This is a genomic window from Streptomyces vinaceus, assembly GCF_008704935.1.
GTDB lineage: Bacteria > Actinomycetota > Actinomycetes > Streptomycetales > Streptomycetaceae > Streptomyces > Streptomyces vinaceus.
The window spans coordinates 353846-370120 of sequence record NZ_CP023692.1 but is presented as its reverse complement, the minus strand read 5'-3'; the positions used below and the strand labels follow the sequence as shown (position 1 = coordinate 370120).

Below are 16275 nucleotides of genomic sequence, written 5' to 3'. Positions count from 1 at the left end.
GCGATCTCCATCTCAGCGTGGCACGGCGCCAGGGCGTCGGCATTCCGGGCACCGGCATTGCGAGGTCAAGGATTCTTGACATCGTGTTGCGGCTGCTTGGCTGGAGCGCTCGGCGGGAGTGGGGCTGGCCCACGCGCCCTACGCCGGAGCCCTGCTGGCGGCGGTCGGCCTGTCGATCGTCGTGTCCATCGCCGCGCACATAGGGATCGCCGCGTTCTCGCCGGAGGAGGCGAACATCAGGGACCAGCGCGACCGCGAGATCCACCGCTTCGGCGAGTACGTGGGCCGGTCGTTCGTGGTCATCGGCGCCGTGTCGGGCCTGCTGCTCGCGATGGCCGATGCGCCGCCGTTCTGGATCGCCAACGCCATCTACCTGGCCTTCGTCCTGTCGGGGGTGCTCAGCTCGGTGGTCAAGGTCATCTCGTACCGGTTCGGCTTCCACCCGTGGTGAAACCGACGAGGGTCACCAACACCATCCGGGCCCAGCGCTTCGCGCACGACGAGATGACCCACGCCGAGCTCGCCCGCCGCATCGGCGTCAGCCGTCAGACGGTCATCGCCATCGAGCAGGGCCGCTACTCGCCCTCGCTGGAGATGGCCTTCCAGATCGCCCAGGTCTTCGGGGTGCCCCTGGACAGCGTCTTCCAGTACTCGGCGGGCGGCAGCGCCAACGGCACGTGCGGGGCGGGCAGCACGAACGACGAGGAAGGGGAGAAACGGTGAAGGCCATCGTGCAGGACGTGTACGGACCGCCCGAGGTCCTGCGTCCGTCACCGGTGCGTGCAGCACCACCAAGACGGACCTGGTCCGCTCCCTGGGCGCCGACGAGGTCGTGGACTACCTGCGCGAAGACCCCACGGACGGGGTGCACCCGTACGACCTCGTCCTCGACATCGGCGGCAACCGCACGCTCCGCCGGCTGCGCGCCCGGACGACCTGCGCACCCTCGGCGAACTCATCGAGTCGGGTGCCCTCACCCCGGCCCTGGACCGTACGTACCCGCTCGCCGAAGTCCCGGACGCGATACGCCGCCTGCGCGACGGCCGGGTACGCGGCAAGATCGCGGTCCGCGTCGGGGACTCGGGTCATGGCGCACGGCCGGGTGCGGAGCCCGCGGAGGGCGGATGACGCGCGGCGTCCGCCGCCGACGCGGTGCTCACTCCCCGAACGCGCCGTGCCGCCCCGCTCCCGAGGCGAAGCGGCCCGCGCCGGCCGCCGTCTCTCCCCCGGTCAGTGGGACCAGACCGTGGCGGTACTCCCCGGCCAGCGCCTCGGCCTCCTCCAGTCCGTGCTGTTCCAGGACGGACAGCCGATCGTGGCGCATGCACAGCTGGGGGAACGCGGCGATCTCGCGCGCCAGTGTCTCCGCCGCCTGCCGGGAGTGCCCCGTCGGCACGACGCGGTTCGCGAGCCCCATTCCGTGGGCCTCGGCGGCACCGACCGGACGGCCCGTCAGGATCAGGTCCATGGCCCGGCTCTCGCCGATGAGCCGGGGCAGCCGTACCGTGCCGCCGTCGATCAGGGGCACGCCCCAGCGCCGGCAGAACACACCGAAGACCGCGTCCTCCTCCGCCACCCGCAGATCGCACCAGAGCGCCAGCTCCAGGCCCCCGGCGACCGCGTGCCCGGCGATGGCCGCGATCACCGGTTTGCCCAGCCGCATCCGGGTCGGCCCCATGGGTCCGTCCCCCGAGGCGAGCACCTGATTGCCGTGCTCGGTACCGATCGCCTTGAGGTCGGCGCCGGCGCAGAAGGTCCCGCCCTCGCCCCAGAGCACGGCGACGGCGGCGTCCTCGTCGGCCTCGAACCGCCGGAATGCGTCGGCGAGCTGCGCCGCCGTGGGACCGTCCACGGCGTTACGGACCTCGGGGCGGCTCAGGACCACCGTGAACACCGGCCCGTCGCGCTCGATCCGCACCGGGGCCGGCTCATCCACCGGGGCCCGCTCATCCGCCATGCCGCGTCCTCACTGGTCGTCTTCGGTGAGGGGCCCGTAGTGGTACGCGAGCTCCCGCCAGGTCAGCGCGCCGCCGGGCTGCTCCTCCTGCCCGGGGCGGTTGAACCGCGCCATCCGCCAGGCGCCGCGGTTCGGGCCCTCACCCAGGCGTGTCCACGCGTCCAGGTCGCCGTCGAGTACCCGTGTGGGGCCGTCGTCGCCGGGATCGGCGTCGTCGATGAGGGACCAGTGGCGCAGGTCGGGGCGCTGTGCCAGTCGTTCCTGATAGGCGGCGGCCCGGGCCATGAAGTCGCGGCCGCCGGCCGGGGCACGCTTGACGTGCTCCAGCTCGTAGGCACTGGCGAGGCTGGTGAGCGTGTGGCGCATGTGACCAGCCTAAAAGCTCATGCCCCCGTCCGGGAGGCGGTCCGGCGATCTGCTGCATTTCCTCTCGATCGCGCCCTGCCGCAGCGCCGGGCCGCCCTCCATCGCCTCCGGCAGGAAGACCACGTCCACGTGCGGGGCCTCCGTGTGGATCCGCTCGCTCCTGAAGCAGGGCGTCCAGGGCGCGCAGTGGATTCAGATCCAATGATGCCCCTGACCTGCAGTTTTGTGCCAGAAGCAACTACAGGGCCGGGATCTTTGCGCCGCCGGGACTCCCTTGCCGTCCTCCGCTCGTCACCCGTGCACCGTCACGGGGCTCGCCAGACGTTGGCGAACGCGGCCTTCTCGATCGAGCGCCGCTGGCGTACCGCCTCCAGCTCCATGACCGCGTCGTTGACGATGGCGAGGACGGTCGTGACCGCCTCGTCGTCGAACTCGGGCTCCTCCTCGGAAGGCGCGCTCTCGATGCCCACCACCGCCGCGAGGGCGGCGAGCACGGGCTCGTCCGCCTCCCAGCGGTGCAGGGCCTGGCGGCGGGCGGGGGAGTCCACCAGTTCCACGCGCTCGGCCCCGAAGAGCGAGCGGCCGCTGCGTCCCCGCGCTAGCTGGCCTTCGGCTTCGAGGGCGCTCTGGTACGCGGAGGCCAGATCGCGGCCCCGGCGCCACAGCCAGTCCTCGACCCGCTCGTACGGCACCTGCCGGGTGAGCGCCTGCGAGGCCTCCTCCAACTGGCGGTCGTCCGGCGCCGACTGACCGCCCGGAACGATGCTGTCACCGTCCAGGGTGACGATCTGCGCGCCGAGGAGATCGATCAGCTCGGCCCCGGCGAGCGCGAGCGACAGGTCGCCCTGCCCCACGGGACGGTCCGGCTGAGGATCCATGGCGATGATGAACAGGTCTTTCGCCGTGCTCATGAACGGCTCCCCTCGGAGTCATCGGCAGTGATGTGCACCAGGCGGCCCACCCGGCATCCGAGGCAGTCCGAACGGCGAGCCTATCGCTCCCTGTTGGCGGGACGGCGCCGTGGCGCGGGCGGGCCGGCTCCGAGGTGCTCCCGCGTCAGCGGTCGTAGCGCCGGTGGAAGCGCTCGACCCGGCCCTCGGCGTCCACGATCCGCGCGGCCCCGGTGTAGAACGGGTGGCTCGCGGACGAGATCTCGACGTCGACCAGCGGGTAGGTCCTGCCGTCTTCCCACGTGATGGTGCTGGACGCGTGCGCGGTCGACCGGGTCAGGAACGCGGTGCCGGCCGCACGGTCGCGGAAGACGACGGAACGGGTTTCGGGGTGGATACGGGGCTTCATGCGGTGTCCTTCCTCATGCCTCGTGCCTCATGCGTGGGGTGCGGGGTGCGGGGTCCGGGGTGCGGGTTCGCGCGCGGTCCGGGCGCTGCCCGGCGCGCCTCAGCGTTCCTCTCGGAACGCGACGTGCTTTCCGGCCACGGCGTCGTACTTGCGCAAGACGAGCCGGTCGGGGTCGTTCCGGGTGTTCTTGCGGGTCGTGTACGTGGTGCCCGTCCCGGCCGTCGACTTCAGCCGGACGACGGGGCGCGTGGTGCTGCGTGCCATGTGGTGCTCCTCTCGGCGGCCCTCGCGCGATGTTTGACTCGCGCATGCCATCCGGGGTGCATAACAGGGACCGGGGACGATGCATTCCCGCCCCGCGGCACCCCCGGTCCCTTCCCCGTCCGAGTGATCATCGGTGTCGGTGCGCGGAGGACGGGGCGCGACTGCCGAGGATGGCGGCATGTCTCTTCGATCTTCGTCACTTCGCCGTGCGCTCGTTCCGTTCGCGGCCGCCCTCGCGCTGTCGGCCACCGTCGTGTCCGCCTCGGCCACCGCGGCGGAGGCGTGCGGTTCGATCATCACCGCGCCCCTCGCCCCACCCGTTTCCGCCGACGACCCCTGTCCGAGCACGGACCCGGTCGTGTGCCGGATCCGCGTGCTCCCCTTGGACGAGAAGGTCGAGGCCCAGAGGACGCGCATCCAGTACCACGACCTGCTGGAGGACATGCACCGGACCGCGGCCGACATGCGGGCGGCCGGGGCCACCGACGAGGAGATCGCCAGGGAACTGGTGGACATGCGCAACCAGGCCAAGGCGATCACCCGTGCGGGCATGACCCCGGAGGAGGTCCGCATCCTCGAAGAGCGCAACGTCGCCAAGTACGGCAATCCGCTCGGCCCCACCGCGGACCAGCTGTACGCCAAGTACGGCACCTGGCAGCAGGTCATCGACGCGTCGATGCGGACGAGCTACGCGGTCGACCGCGAACTCAGCCTCGAATACAAGCCCTGCCCTGTTTAAGGGGTGTCCGGTTAGCCGGTCCGGTCCGCCTCCCCGCTCGCCTCGCCGGACTCCCGCTCCCAGGCCGCGGCGAACATCTCGTGCAGCGGCGCCGTCGGCAGGACGCGGCCGAACGGGCTGCGGATCTCGCCCCGCCACAGCGGGAGCACCGCGTACGCGGCCAGCTTCGCCGTCTCCAGGGGCAGGTGGGGCGATTTGATCTCGGTCCACTCCCCGGGCAGGAACAGGGTGCGGCCCGCCCGGGCCCGTTTCGCCTCCACCACCCTGCCCGTGGCCAGCAGTTCCCCGCGGGCGGCCGCGTGCTGCTTGGCGGACCAGCAGTTCCAGCGCCGCACGTTGCGGTCCGTGGGCGCGGCCAGCGTGGCCAGCTGGAGGTACAGGGCCGCCGCGTCCGCACCCGTTCCGAGCCGCTCCGCCACCCGCGACAGCAGCTCGGGGCAGGACTGCCGCGGGTCCGCCTCGTACGCACCGGCCGGTACCGCTGTCGACCGGGCCCGCAGCATCATCCGCTCCAGGCCGCCGCCGGCCCGCAGCGGCGCCACCCGGTCCAGCTCCCCGGCCAGGTCGGTGACCTCCCGCACCTGTCGCCACACCTGCGGGTCGGACACCGCCGCGGGACGCAGGAACGCGGCGCCGCCGGGCACGCACACGACCAGCGGCCCCCCGTCGTAGGCGGTCACCGGAGCCGGCTCCGCCTCCTTGCGGCGGTCCATCGACACCGGCAGCCGCCTGGGCCCGAACCGCTCCGCGATCCGCTCCGGGGTGTCCTGGACCTGCCCGCCGGCCAGCGCCACCAGCAGTTCCGGACGGTCCAGCTCCGCCCGCAGCCGCTCGTAGAGGTCCATCGCGCCCGCCACCGCCGGATCACCGACGGGCCGGTCGGTCCACGCCCAGACCAGCGCGCTCGCCATCTGCCAGAGCGGGAGCCCCACCGGTGTGCGGTACGGCAGCTCGGGCCCGGCCGGCGGTACGGCCCGGACCTCCACACCCGACCCGTACGCGGAAGCCGCCAGCTCCCAGCGCACCGCCTCGACCGTCGCGTCCGCGGCCGCTCCGTACCCGCCCGCGAGCCGCCGGGCCCACACCTCGGGCAGCCCCAGCTCGGCCTCCAGGGCGTCGACCGCGTCGTCGTCCAGGGCGGGCAGCGTCCCGAGGCGCTCCCGCCAGACCTCGGCCATGCGCTCCGCGGCCGCCTCGATCCCGCCGGGCCGCCACAGTTCGGCCGGATCCTCGGGCAGGCCGGCCGCCAGGACCGCGCGCCGGCCCGCGCCGCCGAGCCGGGTGCGCAGCCGGTCGTAGGCATCGGCGGTCATCGGCGTCGCCTTGTACGGGGCCTTGCGCGCCAGGGCGCGGTCCTCGTCACGGTCGGGGCGGCCCACCAGACCGGCGACCACGAGGCGGGCCACCGCCCGGCGCACGCCCGTCAGCTCGGCGAAGCGCGCGGCCGCCGACTCCGGCAGCGGGACCGGCCCGTGCTCCTCGACCGCCGCGACCAGGGCCCGCAGCCGGGCGGCGTCGTCCCGCTCCACCCGGACCGGCCTCGCCTGCGCGACCGCCTCCGGCACCGGGTCCCGGCCCGTCTCCGCGGCGGCCGCCACGAACCAGTGCTCCGAGCCGCCGGGACACCGCGGCCACGAGGCCACCGCGATCCCGCCCCCGCGCAGCCCGTCCAGGACCTCGGCGCGGGCGCGGCCCACCCACCAGCGGCCCCCCGGGCGGGCGAACGGCTGGTCGGCCCACGTGTCCAGCAGCGCCAGCAGCGCGGCCCGCTCCCCGTCCGGTGTCGGCTCCACCACCGCCCGCCATGCGGCGGCGTCGATCGCACCCATCAGCTGCGACCAGTCGTGCGGCGGCGCCGGCGGCGCGAGCCGGCGCACCTCCTCCACGACGGTCCCCGTCAGGCAGGCCCCGTCCGAGGCCAGCGCGCCCAGCGTCGCGGGCAGGTTCACGGCGCGGCTGCGCCGCCGCAGGCCTTCGTCCCCCTCCGAGACCAGACCGAACAGGGCCGGCATCAGCTCCGTGTCCGGCGCGGACCGGCGCGGCAGGGCCGGCGGCGCCTGAGCGAGCAGGGTCACCCGCCGGTGCAGCGCCCGCCTGCGCGCCTCCACCCGGGCGGCCCGCTCGGCCACCGCCACCACGGCATCGACCAGCACCTGGTCGCCGACCTCCGGCAACTCCCGGGCCACGGCGGCACGCAGCCCCCGCGCGTCGTCCGAGCGGGCGGCCTCCAGCAACACCTCAGCGGTCTGACGGCCCACCCCTCTCAGCGCCCTGGACCCGGCCGCATCGCGGGTCCGCAGCAGGTACCAGAAGGCGGGCGGCAGGGCCACGCCCCGCGACGCCGTGACCCGGCGGACCGGAGCCACCCGCGGATCGCGCGGCGAGGCGTGCCCGTCGAGCTCCCACAGCAGGGCCCCGTCGGCGGCGTACGCGCGCACGCCCGTACGGGTCTGCGCCTCGGCGAGGACCACGTCCTGCACCGCGTCCCGCACCGACGCGCCCTCCGGCGGCGCCCACAGGCCCCAGGGCTCCTGTCCCGGCCGGTCGATGTCGAACCGGGCCGCGCGCCCGTCCACGCTCTCCACCAGGTAGTGATCCGGCGCGTGGTCCCGGTGCCGGGTGCGGAACAGCACCCGGGTACCGACCAGCCCGTCCCGGCTGCCCAGCGGGGAGCCGTCCAGACAGGCGGGCAGCGGTGCCAGTTGAAGGGCCTCCGAGGCCAACGACATCCCGGCCTCGGACGGCTCCGCGGCCGGATCGCCACTCGCCGCGCGGCCCGGGAACTCCGGCAGCGCGAGCGCCCCCTGCGGCTCCCCGGTGACCGGGTCCACCACCTCCCACGGCCTGCGCCCGAACACGGCGTTCGTCCAGATCCGCGAGCCGTCGCCCAGCTGGAGCTCGTCCCCGTCGATGCCCTCCGTGCCACCCGGGCGCAGCACCCGTCCGCCGTCGTGGCGCCCGCCCCCGTCGGCGCTCTCGAACTGGAAGCCGTACGCCCCGTCCAGACTGCCGCCGAACGGCACCAGCCCGCTGACCTTGACCGGAGCGAACACCTCCGCGGGGCGGTCCGCCCACACGGCGGTGTCGCAGAAGTACGGGTTCGGCTTGAGCGTCCAGCTCACCAGGAAGGAGCCGCCCACGTAGTGCACCGCGTACATCGTCGCCCCGTCGGGCACCGTGAAACGGCAGGAGCCTCGCACCCCGTCCGGCCCGACGGCCACCGCCCGGTCCCGCCCGAAGACGGTCAGCACCGGCCAGGTGGTGGTCACCCCGGCCACGCCCGGCAGCAGCGCGTCCGCCTCCTCGCCGGCGGCGCCGGCCGCGAACTCCGCGTACACCGACTCCAGGGCGGGCCAGGCCAGTTCCTCGGGCAGCCCCGCCGCCAGGGAGCGCCGCAGCGCCCCGGCCGCTCCCGCGCCGGCGAGCGCGTCGGCGATGCCGCCGAGCGCCGACACCGTCGGCCGGTCCAGTACGCTCTCCAGCTCGGCCAGGGCCTCCTCGGCGCCGGCCATGCCGCCGCCGGCCACGGTGTCGACCAGCTTGCCGACCCGTACGGCGACCTCCTGGGCGATGCCCTCGTTGCCCGGCAGCAGCGTCACCGCCGACCCGGCCCGTCGCCCGGGCGCCGACCCCCACCGCGGGAGCAGGCCCGCGTGCACGGTCCCCTCCAGCCGGGGGCCGAACACCGCGTCGGCGGCCAGCGCCGACAGGTCCCGCCGGGAGCGCTCGCCCCAGAACCGCATCCGCGTCTGCGGCCCCGGGTCGACGACCGCCGCCCCGGCCGCCAGGCACGCGTCCAGCACGTCCGCGTCGAAGCCCTGGCAGTGGTACCGGGTGTGGTGCACCTCCACCGCGGCGCCCTCGGCCCGCAGCCGCGGCCCCAACAGGCCCACCAGGTCGAGGAATTCCGCCGGCAGCGGCTGCCGGGCCACCCCGCCCCCGGACTGCGCCGCGTACTGGTACATCCGTACGTAGTTCCCCACCCAGTGGTGCAGCCCGCCCTCGGGCACCACCCGCCCGGCGGCCATGGCCCCGGCCGCTCCGGAGCCGATGAGCATCCGCAGCCAGGCCCCGCCGTCCGTGACCCCGTCGGGGAACACCTCCACCAGCCCCGCCGCGATCGCGTCCGCCGGCGGATGGACCGTCAGGACCGTCCGGGCGGCGTCGAGCAGCGCGTCCGGCACGGACTTCTTCCGCGTGACCGACAGGATCGCGCCCACCAGCCGCGCCACCTCCTCCTCCCCGTGCCCGGCCGCCTTGGCGGAGGCCCGCACCCGGCGCACCAGGTCCGCCGGCAGGTCCGCCGCCGAACCGGCCCACGCGGTCAGGAACGCCTCCAGGGCGGTGTGCGCGGCGGACGGCTCCAGCGTCTGGGCGAGGAACCGCTGGTGCGCCCCGAACTCCTTGGCCGGCATGGCCCCGCCGGCCGCGAACAACAGCGCGTTGGCCCTGCGGTACCCGGCGTCGACCGGGAGCCCGTGCCGGGCCTCGGCCGCCCGCGCCGCCGCGTAGGCCCGCCCGCCCGGCCGGCTCCCGTGACCGATCAGCCGATGGCCCACGGTGTCCCAGAACCAGGGCAGATGCGCCGCCGGCAGCCGCCGCGCCCGCGCCGTCATCGTGTCCACGAACCGGCCGGGCTTGGACCAGGACCGCCCGAGCTCGGTGCGCATGTCCTCCATCAGATCGCGCGCGCTCCCGGCCGCGCCCGGATCATGGGCGGCGACCCAGTCCGCGTACGTGGTCGAGGTGTGCGCACCGGCGGTCGGCAGCAGGGTTTCCAACGAGGCGATCATGCTTCGCATCGTCGCACGGCGCACCGACAACTCCGCCCGGCCGGGGAGCCGGTCGGGCCGAGGGGCCGCCGGCAGCGGCTCTTAGCCTCAGCCGGCCTGCTCATGCGCGGTGAAGAGGGCGATGAAGCTGTGCGGGGCGTCGTCGTCGAAGCACAGCTCGTGGTTGCGGGCCGCCTCGGCCGCGGCATCGGCACTCCGGGGGAAGAGGGCCTCCTCGTACGCGGTGAGCGCGGCCTCGATGTCGTCCGGGTGCGCGGCGATGGCGTTGCCGAGCTCGGCGCCGTCGTACAGGGCGAGGTTGGCGCCCTCGCCGGCGAACGGTGACATGAGGTGGGCGGCGTCGCCGAGCAGGGTGACGCCGGGCACGCGGTCCCACCGGTGCCCGATCGGGAGGGCGTTGACGGCGCGCGGAACGGGAGCGGTATCGCCGTCGGTGATGAGCGCGGTGAGCTCCGGGGCCCAGCCGTCGAACTCCGCGGCGACGCGGGCCGTGGCCTCGTCCGCGCGGCCGAAGTCGATGCCGGCGAGCCATTCCTGCGGCTTGGCGAGCGCCACGTAGGTGTGCAGGACCGCACCGGGCTCCCGGTGGGCGAGGATCCCCTTGCCGGGCGCGAGCGCGAAGAGCGCCCCGTCGCCGACCGCCCGCGCGCTCGCCGGGTGACGGGTGTCGGCGTCGGACAGGTAGGTCTCGATGAACGAGATGCCGACGTACTCGGGCTGCGCGTCGGACAGCAGCGGCCGGACCCGCGACCAGGCCCCGTCCGCGCCGACCAGGAGGCCGGTCGTCACCGTCGTGCCGTCCGCGAACGTCACCTCGTGCCGGCCCCCGCCGAGCGGGCGGATCCCCGTGGCCTTGCGTCCCCACTGGATCGTGCCGGCCGGAAGCGAGTCGAGCAGGATGCGGCGCAGCTCGCCGCGGTGGACCTCCGGCCGCCCGCCGGTGCCGTCGTCCGGCTCGTCGCGGAGCACGGTCGCGTCCTTGTCGAGCACGCGCGAGGCCTGGCCGCCCTCGTGCACGAGGCCGAGGAAGGCGTCGAACAGGCCGGCGGCCTTCAGGGCCGGCTGTCCGTTGTAGTCGTGGATGTCGAGCATGCCGCCCTGCGTACGGGCGGTCGGCGAGGGCTCCGCCTCGTAGATCGTCGCCGGGATGCCGTGGACGTGCAGGACACGGGCGAGGGCCAGCCCGCCGAGTCCGGCGCCGATGATCGTGATGTCAGTGGTCATGGTGATTCCTGCCCGCCGTATCTCTGGAATGCCGTTCCACGACTCAGACTGGAGCGGCGTTCCAGAGATGTCAAGCTGGAACATGGTTCCAGGCCTGTGTCAGGATGGCGCCATGGCAACCAGGGCGCGTCGCGCGGAGCGACGGGAGGAGCCGCTCTCCCGGGAGCGGATCGTCGAGGCGGCGATCGGGATCCTCGACACGGTGGGCGAGGCGGGCCTCACGTTCCGCGTGCTGGCCGAGCGCCTCGCCACCGGGCCGGGCGCCATCTACTGGCACGTCTCGGGCAAGGACGAGCTCCTCGGCGCCGCCACCGAGGTCGTCGTCGCCGGCACCGTCCTCGGCGGCGATGCGGGGGCGAGCCCGCAGGAGGCGACCCGGGCCCTCGCGCTCCGGCTGTTCGACGCGATCGACGCGCACCCGTGGATCGGCACCCAGCTCGCCCGCTCGCCCGGGCAGTCGCCGATGCTCCAGGTCTTCGAACAGCTCGGGCGCCAGGTCCAGGCGCTCGGCGTACCCCGCCCCGCCCGGTTCACCGCCGCGTCCGCGCTGCTGAACTACATCCTCGGAGTCGGCGGACAGAACGCGGCCAACGCCCACGGACAGGAATCGGAGAAGAACCGGACGGAGTTCCTCGACACCGTCGCGGCCACATGGGCGAGCCTCGATCCGGAGGAGTACGCCTTCACCCGCGACGTCGCGGAGCAACTGCGCGACCACGACGACCGGGCCGAGTTCCTCGCCGGAATCGACCTCATCCTGGCCGGGATCGCCGCGTCGCGGGACGAACGGCGCTCATAGGCGCGGATCCGGGAAAGCGGCGACAATGCCCGCCTGACGCAGAAGGCCGCGAGCGGAGGGGGTACACACCCATGACCGAGCAGACGACCCCGGCGAACGAGACCACGGTGCCGATACTGCCGTGCCTGTCCGTGGAGGACACCCTGGAGTTCTACGAATCGCTGGGCTTCGAGGTCACGTACAAGCAGACCAGGCCCTACGTGTATCTGGCACTGCGCTGGAGCGGCTTCGAACTGCACTTCGGCAAGGCGCCCGAGGGACTGGACCCCGCCCGCGAGGACGGCGGCGCCTGCCTGGTCATGGTCGACTCGGCCGCCCCGTACCACGCGGCCTTCGTCCGGGCCATGCGCAGCACCCACGGCAAGGTCCTCGCCACCGGAAGGCCGCGGATCACGCGCTACCGTCCCGGCGCCAGCCGTTTCACCCTGGTCGACCCGTCCGGCAACTCGATCGTCTTCGTCCAGCGCGACGAACCGATGGAACTGGAATACGGCGGCTCGAAGCAACTGGTGGGGCTGGCCAGGGCGCTCGACAACGCCCGTGTCCTGCGGGAGTTCAAGGACGACGACCGCGCCGCGTTCCGCGCCGTGAAGTCCGCACTGCGCAAGTACGGCGAGGACGCCCCGGCGGCCGACCGGGCGCGGGCCCTGGCGGTGCTCATCTCGACCTCGGCCGCTCTGGGCGAGCACGGCGACGAAGTCCCCGTCTGGACCGCGGAACTGGAGGGCATCGCGCTGACCGAGACCGAACGGGAGCAGGTCGAGGCCGAGCTCCACAACATCTCAGACCTGAACAATGAGTGACGGATCCCGTTGACGGCCCGTAAGGTGTGACATCCGCTTCCGGCGTGAAGGGCTGTGTCGACATCTCTTCCGTCGGGTGCGGCTGTATGTGTTCTTTGTGGCTGGATATGATCGGCGCCACTCGCTCGCGCAATCCCGCCCCGCCGCATACCGAGGACCGATGTCTCTCATACCCGAAGGCACCCCAGGGCCGCCGAAGGCCCGAAGACGGCGCACCGTGCGCCTCCGTACGATGCTCATATGGCTCGCGGTCGTGCCCACCGTGGCCATGGGCGCACAGGTGGCGGTGACGGCCGAACGGCTGCTCACACAGGCCGACCACCTGCGGGGAGACCTGGCGGCCAGCAAGCGGATCGGCGAGCCGCTGTTCCGGCTCATGGTCGAGCTCCAGGCCGAACGGAAGCTGACCGCCGCACGGTGGGCGGGCGCCCCGGCCCGCGACGGGGACCTGCGCGACCGCAGGGCGGCCACCGACAAGGCCGTGGCCGAATTCCGGCGCCTGTCGGCCGACTCCGACGCCACGCCGGAGCCCGGACAGGCCGCCGAGCACGTACAGGAGGTCAAGACCCGCCTCGAACAGCTGGGCGCCTTCCGCTCGCGCGCGGACGCCCGCAGCGGTGTCGCCGCGCAGACGATGGCCTACTACGACGGCGTCATCGACGGGATCACCGGTCTCTACCAGGGGGCCTTCTCCCACGCCGAGGACGCCGGCCTCCTCCAGGAGAGCCGCCCGGTCATCGCCATGCTCTCCGCATCCGAGATGCTGGCCCGCCAGGACACGATCCTCACGCTGGCCGGACCTTCCCGGGAGCTGACGCCCACCGCCTTCGGCGAGTTCCTCAACGACGCCGGGGCGCACCAGCACCTGTACGACACCTGGGTGGTGCCGTACCTGCCGCCCGCGGCGAAGCAGACGTACGAGGGGATCACTGCCTCGGACGCCTGGAAGACGAAGCTCCGCGTCGAGACCGCCGTCATCGCGCAGCACAAGATCACCGATTCCGGGATGAAGCTGCCGGCCGAGGTCAACGACTGGTCCACGGCGTACCCGGTGTTCTCGGCGCAACTGTCCGAGTTGGGCAACCAGCGCTCGCGCGACCTGCTGGCCCACGCCGACGAGAAGGCCGCCGAGCTGGAGGGCGACGTCTACTGGCTGGTCGGCGGCAGCGCCGGAGCGCTGCTGCTGGTCGTCGCCGTCGTCGTGGTGACCACCCGCTCGGTGCTGCGCCGGTTGCGGCGGCTGCACGAGCGCACCGTGGCCATCGCCGAGGAGACGCTGCCGGACGTCGTGGCCCGGCTGCACCGCGGCCAGCCCGTCGACGACGGCGCCCTGCCCGCGGTACGCGGGGACCAGGACGAGGTGGGGCAGATCAGCGACGCGTTCGCCCGGGTCGTCGCGGTGTCCGTGGACGGCCACCGGCAGCTCGCGGCGGAGCGGCACGGCTTCGGCATGTTCGCCTCCGGCATCGCCTCGCGCACCGGGAACCTGGTCAGCCGCCAGCTGAGCCTCACCGAGGACATCCAGGACACCTTCGGGCACGACGAAGCGCTGCTCGCCGAGTTGATGCGGTCCGACCAGCTCACGGTCGGCATGCGGCGGCAGATCGAGAACCTGCTCATCCTGTCCGGCGGCGAGGTCCCCGACCCGCACACCGAGCCGATGCGCGTCGCCGACCTGCTGCGCGAGGCCGCGGCGGAGGTCGAGGACTTCCGCCGGATCGAACGGCACGCGCTGGACGAGGCGAGCGTCGAACCGAGCGTCATCAGCCAGATCAGCCACCTGCTGGCGGAACTGCTCGACAACGCCACCCGCTTCTCCCCGCCGCGGTCGAAGGTGGTCATCCGGGCCGAACTGGTCGCGGACGGCCTGTCGGTGGAGATCGAGGACCGCGGGCCCCGCGTGGGCGAGTCCGGCTACGAGGAGATGAACCGGCGCCTGCACTCGGCCCCGCCCTACGCCGAACTCGCCGAGAACGCGCACCGGCTGGGCCTGTTCGTGGTCGGCCACCTGGCCGAGCAGCTGGGGGCCACGGTCACGCTGAGGCGTTCGGTGTACGGGGGACCTCGGCGGTCGTCGTACTGCCGAGCGAGCTGCTGGCGCGGACGCCCGCCCCGGCCGCGCCCGTGACCCCGCCGTCCCGCACCCCCGGGTCCGCGGCACCCGAGTCTGCCCCCGCATCCGTGCCCGCGCCCGCCCCAGCGCCCGTCCCCGTACGACGGGCGGTGCCCGAGGCGGTGGCACACCGGGCCACGACCGGGCGGCCCGCGCCGGCACTCGCGCAGCGTACGCCCGCGCTCCGGCCCGTCACCGGCGACGCCGCCGGCCGCCCGGCCCTCCCGGAGCGCGTCCCGCAGACGCACATGACCAGCCAACTGCGCGCACCGCGAGCGCCGGAGCCGGAGCCGGGCCCCGGCCCGGACACCCCCGAAGAGGTCGCCGATGCCTGGGCGGACTACGAAGAGGGGACGCAGAAGGTGGAAGCCGAGCTCAGACAGGAACAGGATCAGCGATGACGACGACCCCCAACTCCGCGACCTCCAGCGAGATGATCTTCAGCGTCCTGGACAACCATCTCAGCCGGATCGCCGGCATCCAGGGAGCCGTACTCCTGTCCAACGACGGGATCCCGCTCAGCGCCTACCTCCTGGACCGGGACCAGTCGGAGCGCATGGCGGCCGCGGCCTCCGGGATCGCCGCCACGATGAAGGCGATATCCCGTGAGGTCGACGGCGGGCGCGTGATCCGCCAGCTGGTGGAGATGGACGACCGCTACCTGTGCGTCGTCGGGTGCGGGGAGGGCAGCACGCTCCTCGTGGTCACCTCCCGCAAGGCCCGGCTCGGCGAGCTGGGCGGCGAGGCGGTACGGACCGCCCAGGCGCTCGGCGAATGGCTGGGCACGCCCGAGCGTCCCCAGGCGCCGAAGCCGTAATGCCGGAGCCGCAGATGTCGGAGCCCGAAGAAGGCTCCGGAGCCGAGACGCCCGGGCCCGTACGGCCCGAGGCGTCCGAGCCCGTACGGCCCGAGGCGTCCGAGCCCGTACGGCCCGAGGCGTCCGAGCCCGTACGGCCCGAGGCGTCCGAGCCCGACGCACCGCAGCGGGGCGGCGGCCGCCGTACCCGGCTCTACGCGCTGACGGACGGCCGGACCGCCGCCCCGCAGACGGTGCTCACCATGGACACCACGATCACGGCGGCCGCCGGCGCGGAGGCCCAAGGCGGCCTGCCCACCGAATGGCGGGCCGTCCTCTCCATGTGCGCCCGGCCGGGCGGGCTGGCGGTCGCCGAGGTCGCGGCGCGGATGCGGATCCGGCTCACCCCGATGACGCTGCTGCTCGGCGAACTCGCGGACCGCGGCCTGATCCACCACCGGCCGCCCCTGCAGGGGGCGGAGACCACCAACGTCCACATGCTCATGAGAATCAGGGACAACCTTGCCCGGATATGATGGATACGACCCCTCTGCCGCCCCCGCCGGACAGGTGTCGCCTGTCAAGATCCTCATAGCGGGAGGCTTCGGCGTCGGCAAGACGACCCTGGTCGAGACGGTCTCCGAGATCGAACCGCTGCGTACGGAGGAGCGGCTGACGGCGGCCGGCGTGGGTGTCGACGACCTCGACGGCATCGAGTCCAAAGCGGTCACCACCGTGGCGATGGACTTCGGCCGGCTCACCCTCACCGATGCGGGGGTCGTCCTCTACCTCTTCGGCACACCGGGCCAGGAGCGCTTCTGGTTCATGTGGGACGACCTGCTGGCCGGCGCCCTCGGCGCGCTCGTCCTGGTCGACACACGGCGCCTGGACCGCAGTTTCCCCGCCATCGACTTCTTCGAGAGCCGCGGGCTGCCGTTCGTGGTGGGTGCGAACTGCTTCCACGGCGAACAGCCCTACACGGCCGAGGAGATCGCCGCCGCGCTGCACCTGCGCGACCCGGCCACCCCCGTCCTCCTCCTCGACGCCCGGGCCCGCACCGATGTGCGCGACGCGCTCCTCGCCCTCCTCGACGTGCTGATCAACGCGGCGGACGCGGCCTGA

At 73.7% G+C, this 16275-nt stretch carries 18 protein-coding genes; 11 read left to right on the top strand and 7 right to left on the bottom strand.

Annotated elements, in window-relative coordinates; genetic code table 11:
* Nucleotides 1-118 precede the first annotated feature (118 nt).
* Genes CP980_RS35490 through CP980_RS36510 form a run of 3 tightly spaced genes read left to right on the top strand, consistent with a single transcriptional unit; the run spans nt 119 to nt 1128 of the window.
* Nucleotides 119-451 carry a hypothetical protein gene (locus CP980_RS35490; protein ID WP_189999285.1) on the top strand — a complete coding sequence of 111 codons (333 nt, stop codon included), beginning with the start codon at nt 119-121 and terminating at the stop codon, nt 449-451.
* Nucleotides 445-723 carry a helix-turn-helix transcriptional regulator gene (locus CP980_RS01700; protein ID WP_150492385.1) on the top strand — a complete coding sequence of 93 codons (279 nt, stop codon included), beginning with the start codon at nt 445-447 and terminating at the stop codon, nt 721-723. Before CP980_RS35490 ends, CP980_RS01700 begins: the two co-directional genes overlap by 7 nt.
* 57 nt (nt 724-780) lie before the next feature.
* Entirely contained in the window at nt 781-1128 is a 348-nt protein-coding gene (locus CP980_RS36510) for a zinc-binding dehydrogenase (RefSeq protein ID WP_208834758.1), read from the top strand.
* Nucleotides 1129-1156: 28 nt separating this feature from the next.
* Here the strand turns inward: CP980_RS36510 and CP980_RS01690 are convergent, their stop codons facing one another.
* The 5 genes from CP980_RS01690 to rpmG all read right to left on the bottom strand — a co-directional run bounded on the left by CP980_RS01690 (nt 1157) and on the right by rpmG (nt 3886).
* Nucleotides 1157-1957: a crotonase/enoyl-CoA hydratase family protein gene (locus CP980_RS01690; RefSeq protein ID WP_150492384.1), complete on the bottom strand. Its 801-nt coding sequence runs from the start codon at nt 1955-1957 to the stop codon at nt 1157-1159.
* Between the two features lie 9 nt (nt 1958-1966).
* Complete coding sequence (locus CP980_RS01685; protein ID WP_132753321.1) at nt 1967-2323, bottom strand: hypothetical protein; 357 nt, start codon at nt 2321-2323, stop codon at nt 1967-1969.
* Nucleotides 2324-2628: 305 nt separating this feature from the next.
* Entirely contained in the window at nt 2629-3234 is a 606-nt protein-coding gene (locus CP980_RS01675) for a GOLPH3/VPS74 family protein (protein WP_150492383.1), read from the bottom strand.
* 145 nt (nt 3235-3379) lie between these two features.
* Nucleotides 3380-3622, bottom strand: coding sequence for a type B 50S ribosomal protein L31 (locus tag CP980_RS01670; RefSeq protein ID WP_132753317.1), 243 nt, complete (start codon nt 3620-3622; stop codon nt 3380-3382).
* Nucleotides 3623-3721: 99 nt separating this feature from the next.
* On the bottom strand, nt 3722-3886 hold the full coding sequence (gene rpmG, locus CP980_RS01665) for a 50S ribosomal protein L33 (protein ID WP_099894676.1): 165 nt from the start codon (nt 3884-3886) through the stop codon (nt 3722-3724).
* Nucleotides 3887-4064: 178 nt separating this feature from the next.
* Between rpmG and CP980_RS01660 the strand changes: the two genes are divergently transcribed.
* Nucleotides 4065-4625 (top strand): hypothetical protein, encoded by a 561-nt coding sequence (locus CP980_RS01660; protein ID WP_150492382.1) that lies wholly within the window; start codon nt 4065-4067, stop codon nt 4623-4625.
* 11 nt (nt 4626-4636) lie between these two features.
* Here the strand turns inward: CP980_RS01660 and CP980_RS01655 are convergent, their stop codons facing one another.
* Complete coding sequence (locus CP980_RS01655; RefSeq protein WP_150492381.1) at nt 4637-9418, bottom strand: hypothetical protein; 4782 nt, start codon at nt 9416-9418, stop codon at nt 4637-4639.
* Nucleotides 9419-9505: 87 nt separating this feature from the next.
* Nucleotides 9506-10642, bottom strand: a complete 1137-nt coding sequence (locus tag CP980_RS01650; protein WP_150492380.1) for an FAD-dependent oxidoreductase — start codon at nt 10640-10642, stop codon at nt 9506-9508.
* 112 nt (nt 10643-10754) lie between these two features.
* Between CP980_RS01650 and CP980_RS01645 the strand changes: the two genes are divergently transcribed.
* The 7 genes from CP980_RS01645 (at nt 10755) to CP980_RS01620 (ending at nt 16275) form a co-directional block, all read left to right on the top strand.
* Nucleotides 10755-11441 (top strand): TetR/AcrR family transcriptional regulator, encoded by a 687-nt coding sequence (locus CP980_RS01645; protein WP_150492379.1) that lies wholly within the window; start codon nt 10755-10757, stop codon nt 11439-11441.
* Between the two features lie 71 nt (nt 11442-11512).
* Nucleotides 11513-12244: a VOC family protein gene (locus CP980_RS01640; protein WP_150492378.1), complete on the top strand. Its 732-nt coding sequence runs from the start codon at nt 11513-11515 to the stop codon at nt 12242-12244.
* Between the two features lie 217 nt (nt 12245-12461).
* The gene (locus CP980_RS01635; RefSeq protein WP_244328227.1) at nt 12462-14372 is read left to right on the top strand and encodes a sensor histidine kinase; all 1911 of its coding nucleotides are present in this window, start codon (nt 12462-12464) and stop codon (nt 14370-14372) included.
* Between the two features lie 107 nt (nt 14373-14479).
* Nucleotides 14480-14758 carry a hypothetical protein gene (locus CP980_RS35730; RefSeq protein WP_244328226.1) on the top strand — a complete coding sequence of 93 codons (279 nt, stop codon included), beginning with the start codon at nt 14480-14482 and terminating at the stop codon, nt 14756-14758.
* Complete coding sequence (locus CP980_RS01630) at nt 14755-15174, top strand: roadblock/LC7 domain-containing protein (RefSeq protein ID WP_132753303.1); 420 nt, start codon at nt 14755-14757, stop codon at nt 15172-15174. The genes CP980_RS35730 and CP980_RS01630 overlap by 4 nt, the downstream gene beginning before the upstream one ends.
* A gap of 14 nt (nt 15175-15188) precedes the next feature.
* Nucleotides 15189-15689, top strand: coding sequence for a DUF742 domain-containing protein (locus CP980_RS35485; protein WP_189999279.1), 501 nt, complete (start codon nt 15189-15191; stop codon nt 15687-15689).
* Nucleotides 15690-15723: 34 nt separating this feature from the next.
* Nucleotides 15724-16275, top strand: a complete 552-nt coding sequence (locus CP980_RS01620; protein WP_132753299.1) for a GTP-binding protein — start codon at nt 15724-15726, stop codon at nt 16273-16275.

Coding starts and splice junctions, on each gene's coding strand:
- CP980_RS01670 (WP_132753317.1), bottom strand. CDS start 3,622: ATGAAGCCCCGTATCCACCCCGAAACCCGTTCCGTCGTCTTCCGCGAC.
- CP980_RS01675 (WP_150492383.1), bottom strand. CDS start 3,234: ATGAGCACGGCGAAAGACCTGTTCATCATCGCCATGGATCCTCAGCCG.
- CP980_RS01690 (WP_150492384.1), bottom strand. CDS start 1,957: ATGGCGGATGAGCGGGCCCCGGTGGATGAGCCGGCCCCGGTGCGGATC.
- CP980_RS35485 (WP_189999279.1), top strand. CDS start 15,189: ATGTCGGAGCCCGAAGAAGGCTCCGGAGCCGAGACGCCCGGGCCCGTA.
- CP980_RS01645 (WP_150492379.1), top strand. CDS start 10,755: ATGGCAACCAGGGCGCGTCGCGCGGAGCGACGGGAGGAGCCGCTCTCC.
- rpmG (WP_099894676.1), bottom strand. CDS start 3,886: ATGGCACGCAGCACCACGCGCCCCGTCGTCCGGCTGAAGTCGACGGCC.
- CP980_RS01660 (WP_150492382.1), top strand. CDS start 4,065: ATGTCTCTTCGATCTTCGTCACTTCGCCGTGCGCTCGTTCCGTTCGCG.
- CP980_RS01655 (WP_150492381.1), bottom strand. CDS start 9,418: ATGATCGCCTCGTTGGAAACCCTGCTGCCGACCGCCGGTGCGCACACC.
- CP980_RS01685 (WP_132753321.1), bottom strand. CDS start 2,323: ATGCGCCACACGCTCACCAGCCTCGCCAGTGCCTACGAGCTGGAGCAC.
- CP980_RS01630 (WP_132753303.1), top strand. CDS start 14,755: ATGACGACGACCCCCAACTCCGCGACCTCCAGCGAGATGATCTTCAGC.
- CP980_RS01650 (WP_150492380.1), bottom strand. CDS start 10,642: ATGACCACTGACATCACGATCATCGGCGCCGGACTCGGCGGGCTGGCC.
- CP980_RS01640 (WP_150492378.1), top strand. CDS start 11,513: ATGACCGAGCAGACGACCCCGGCGAACGAGACCACGGTGCCGATACTG.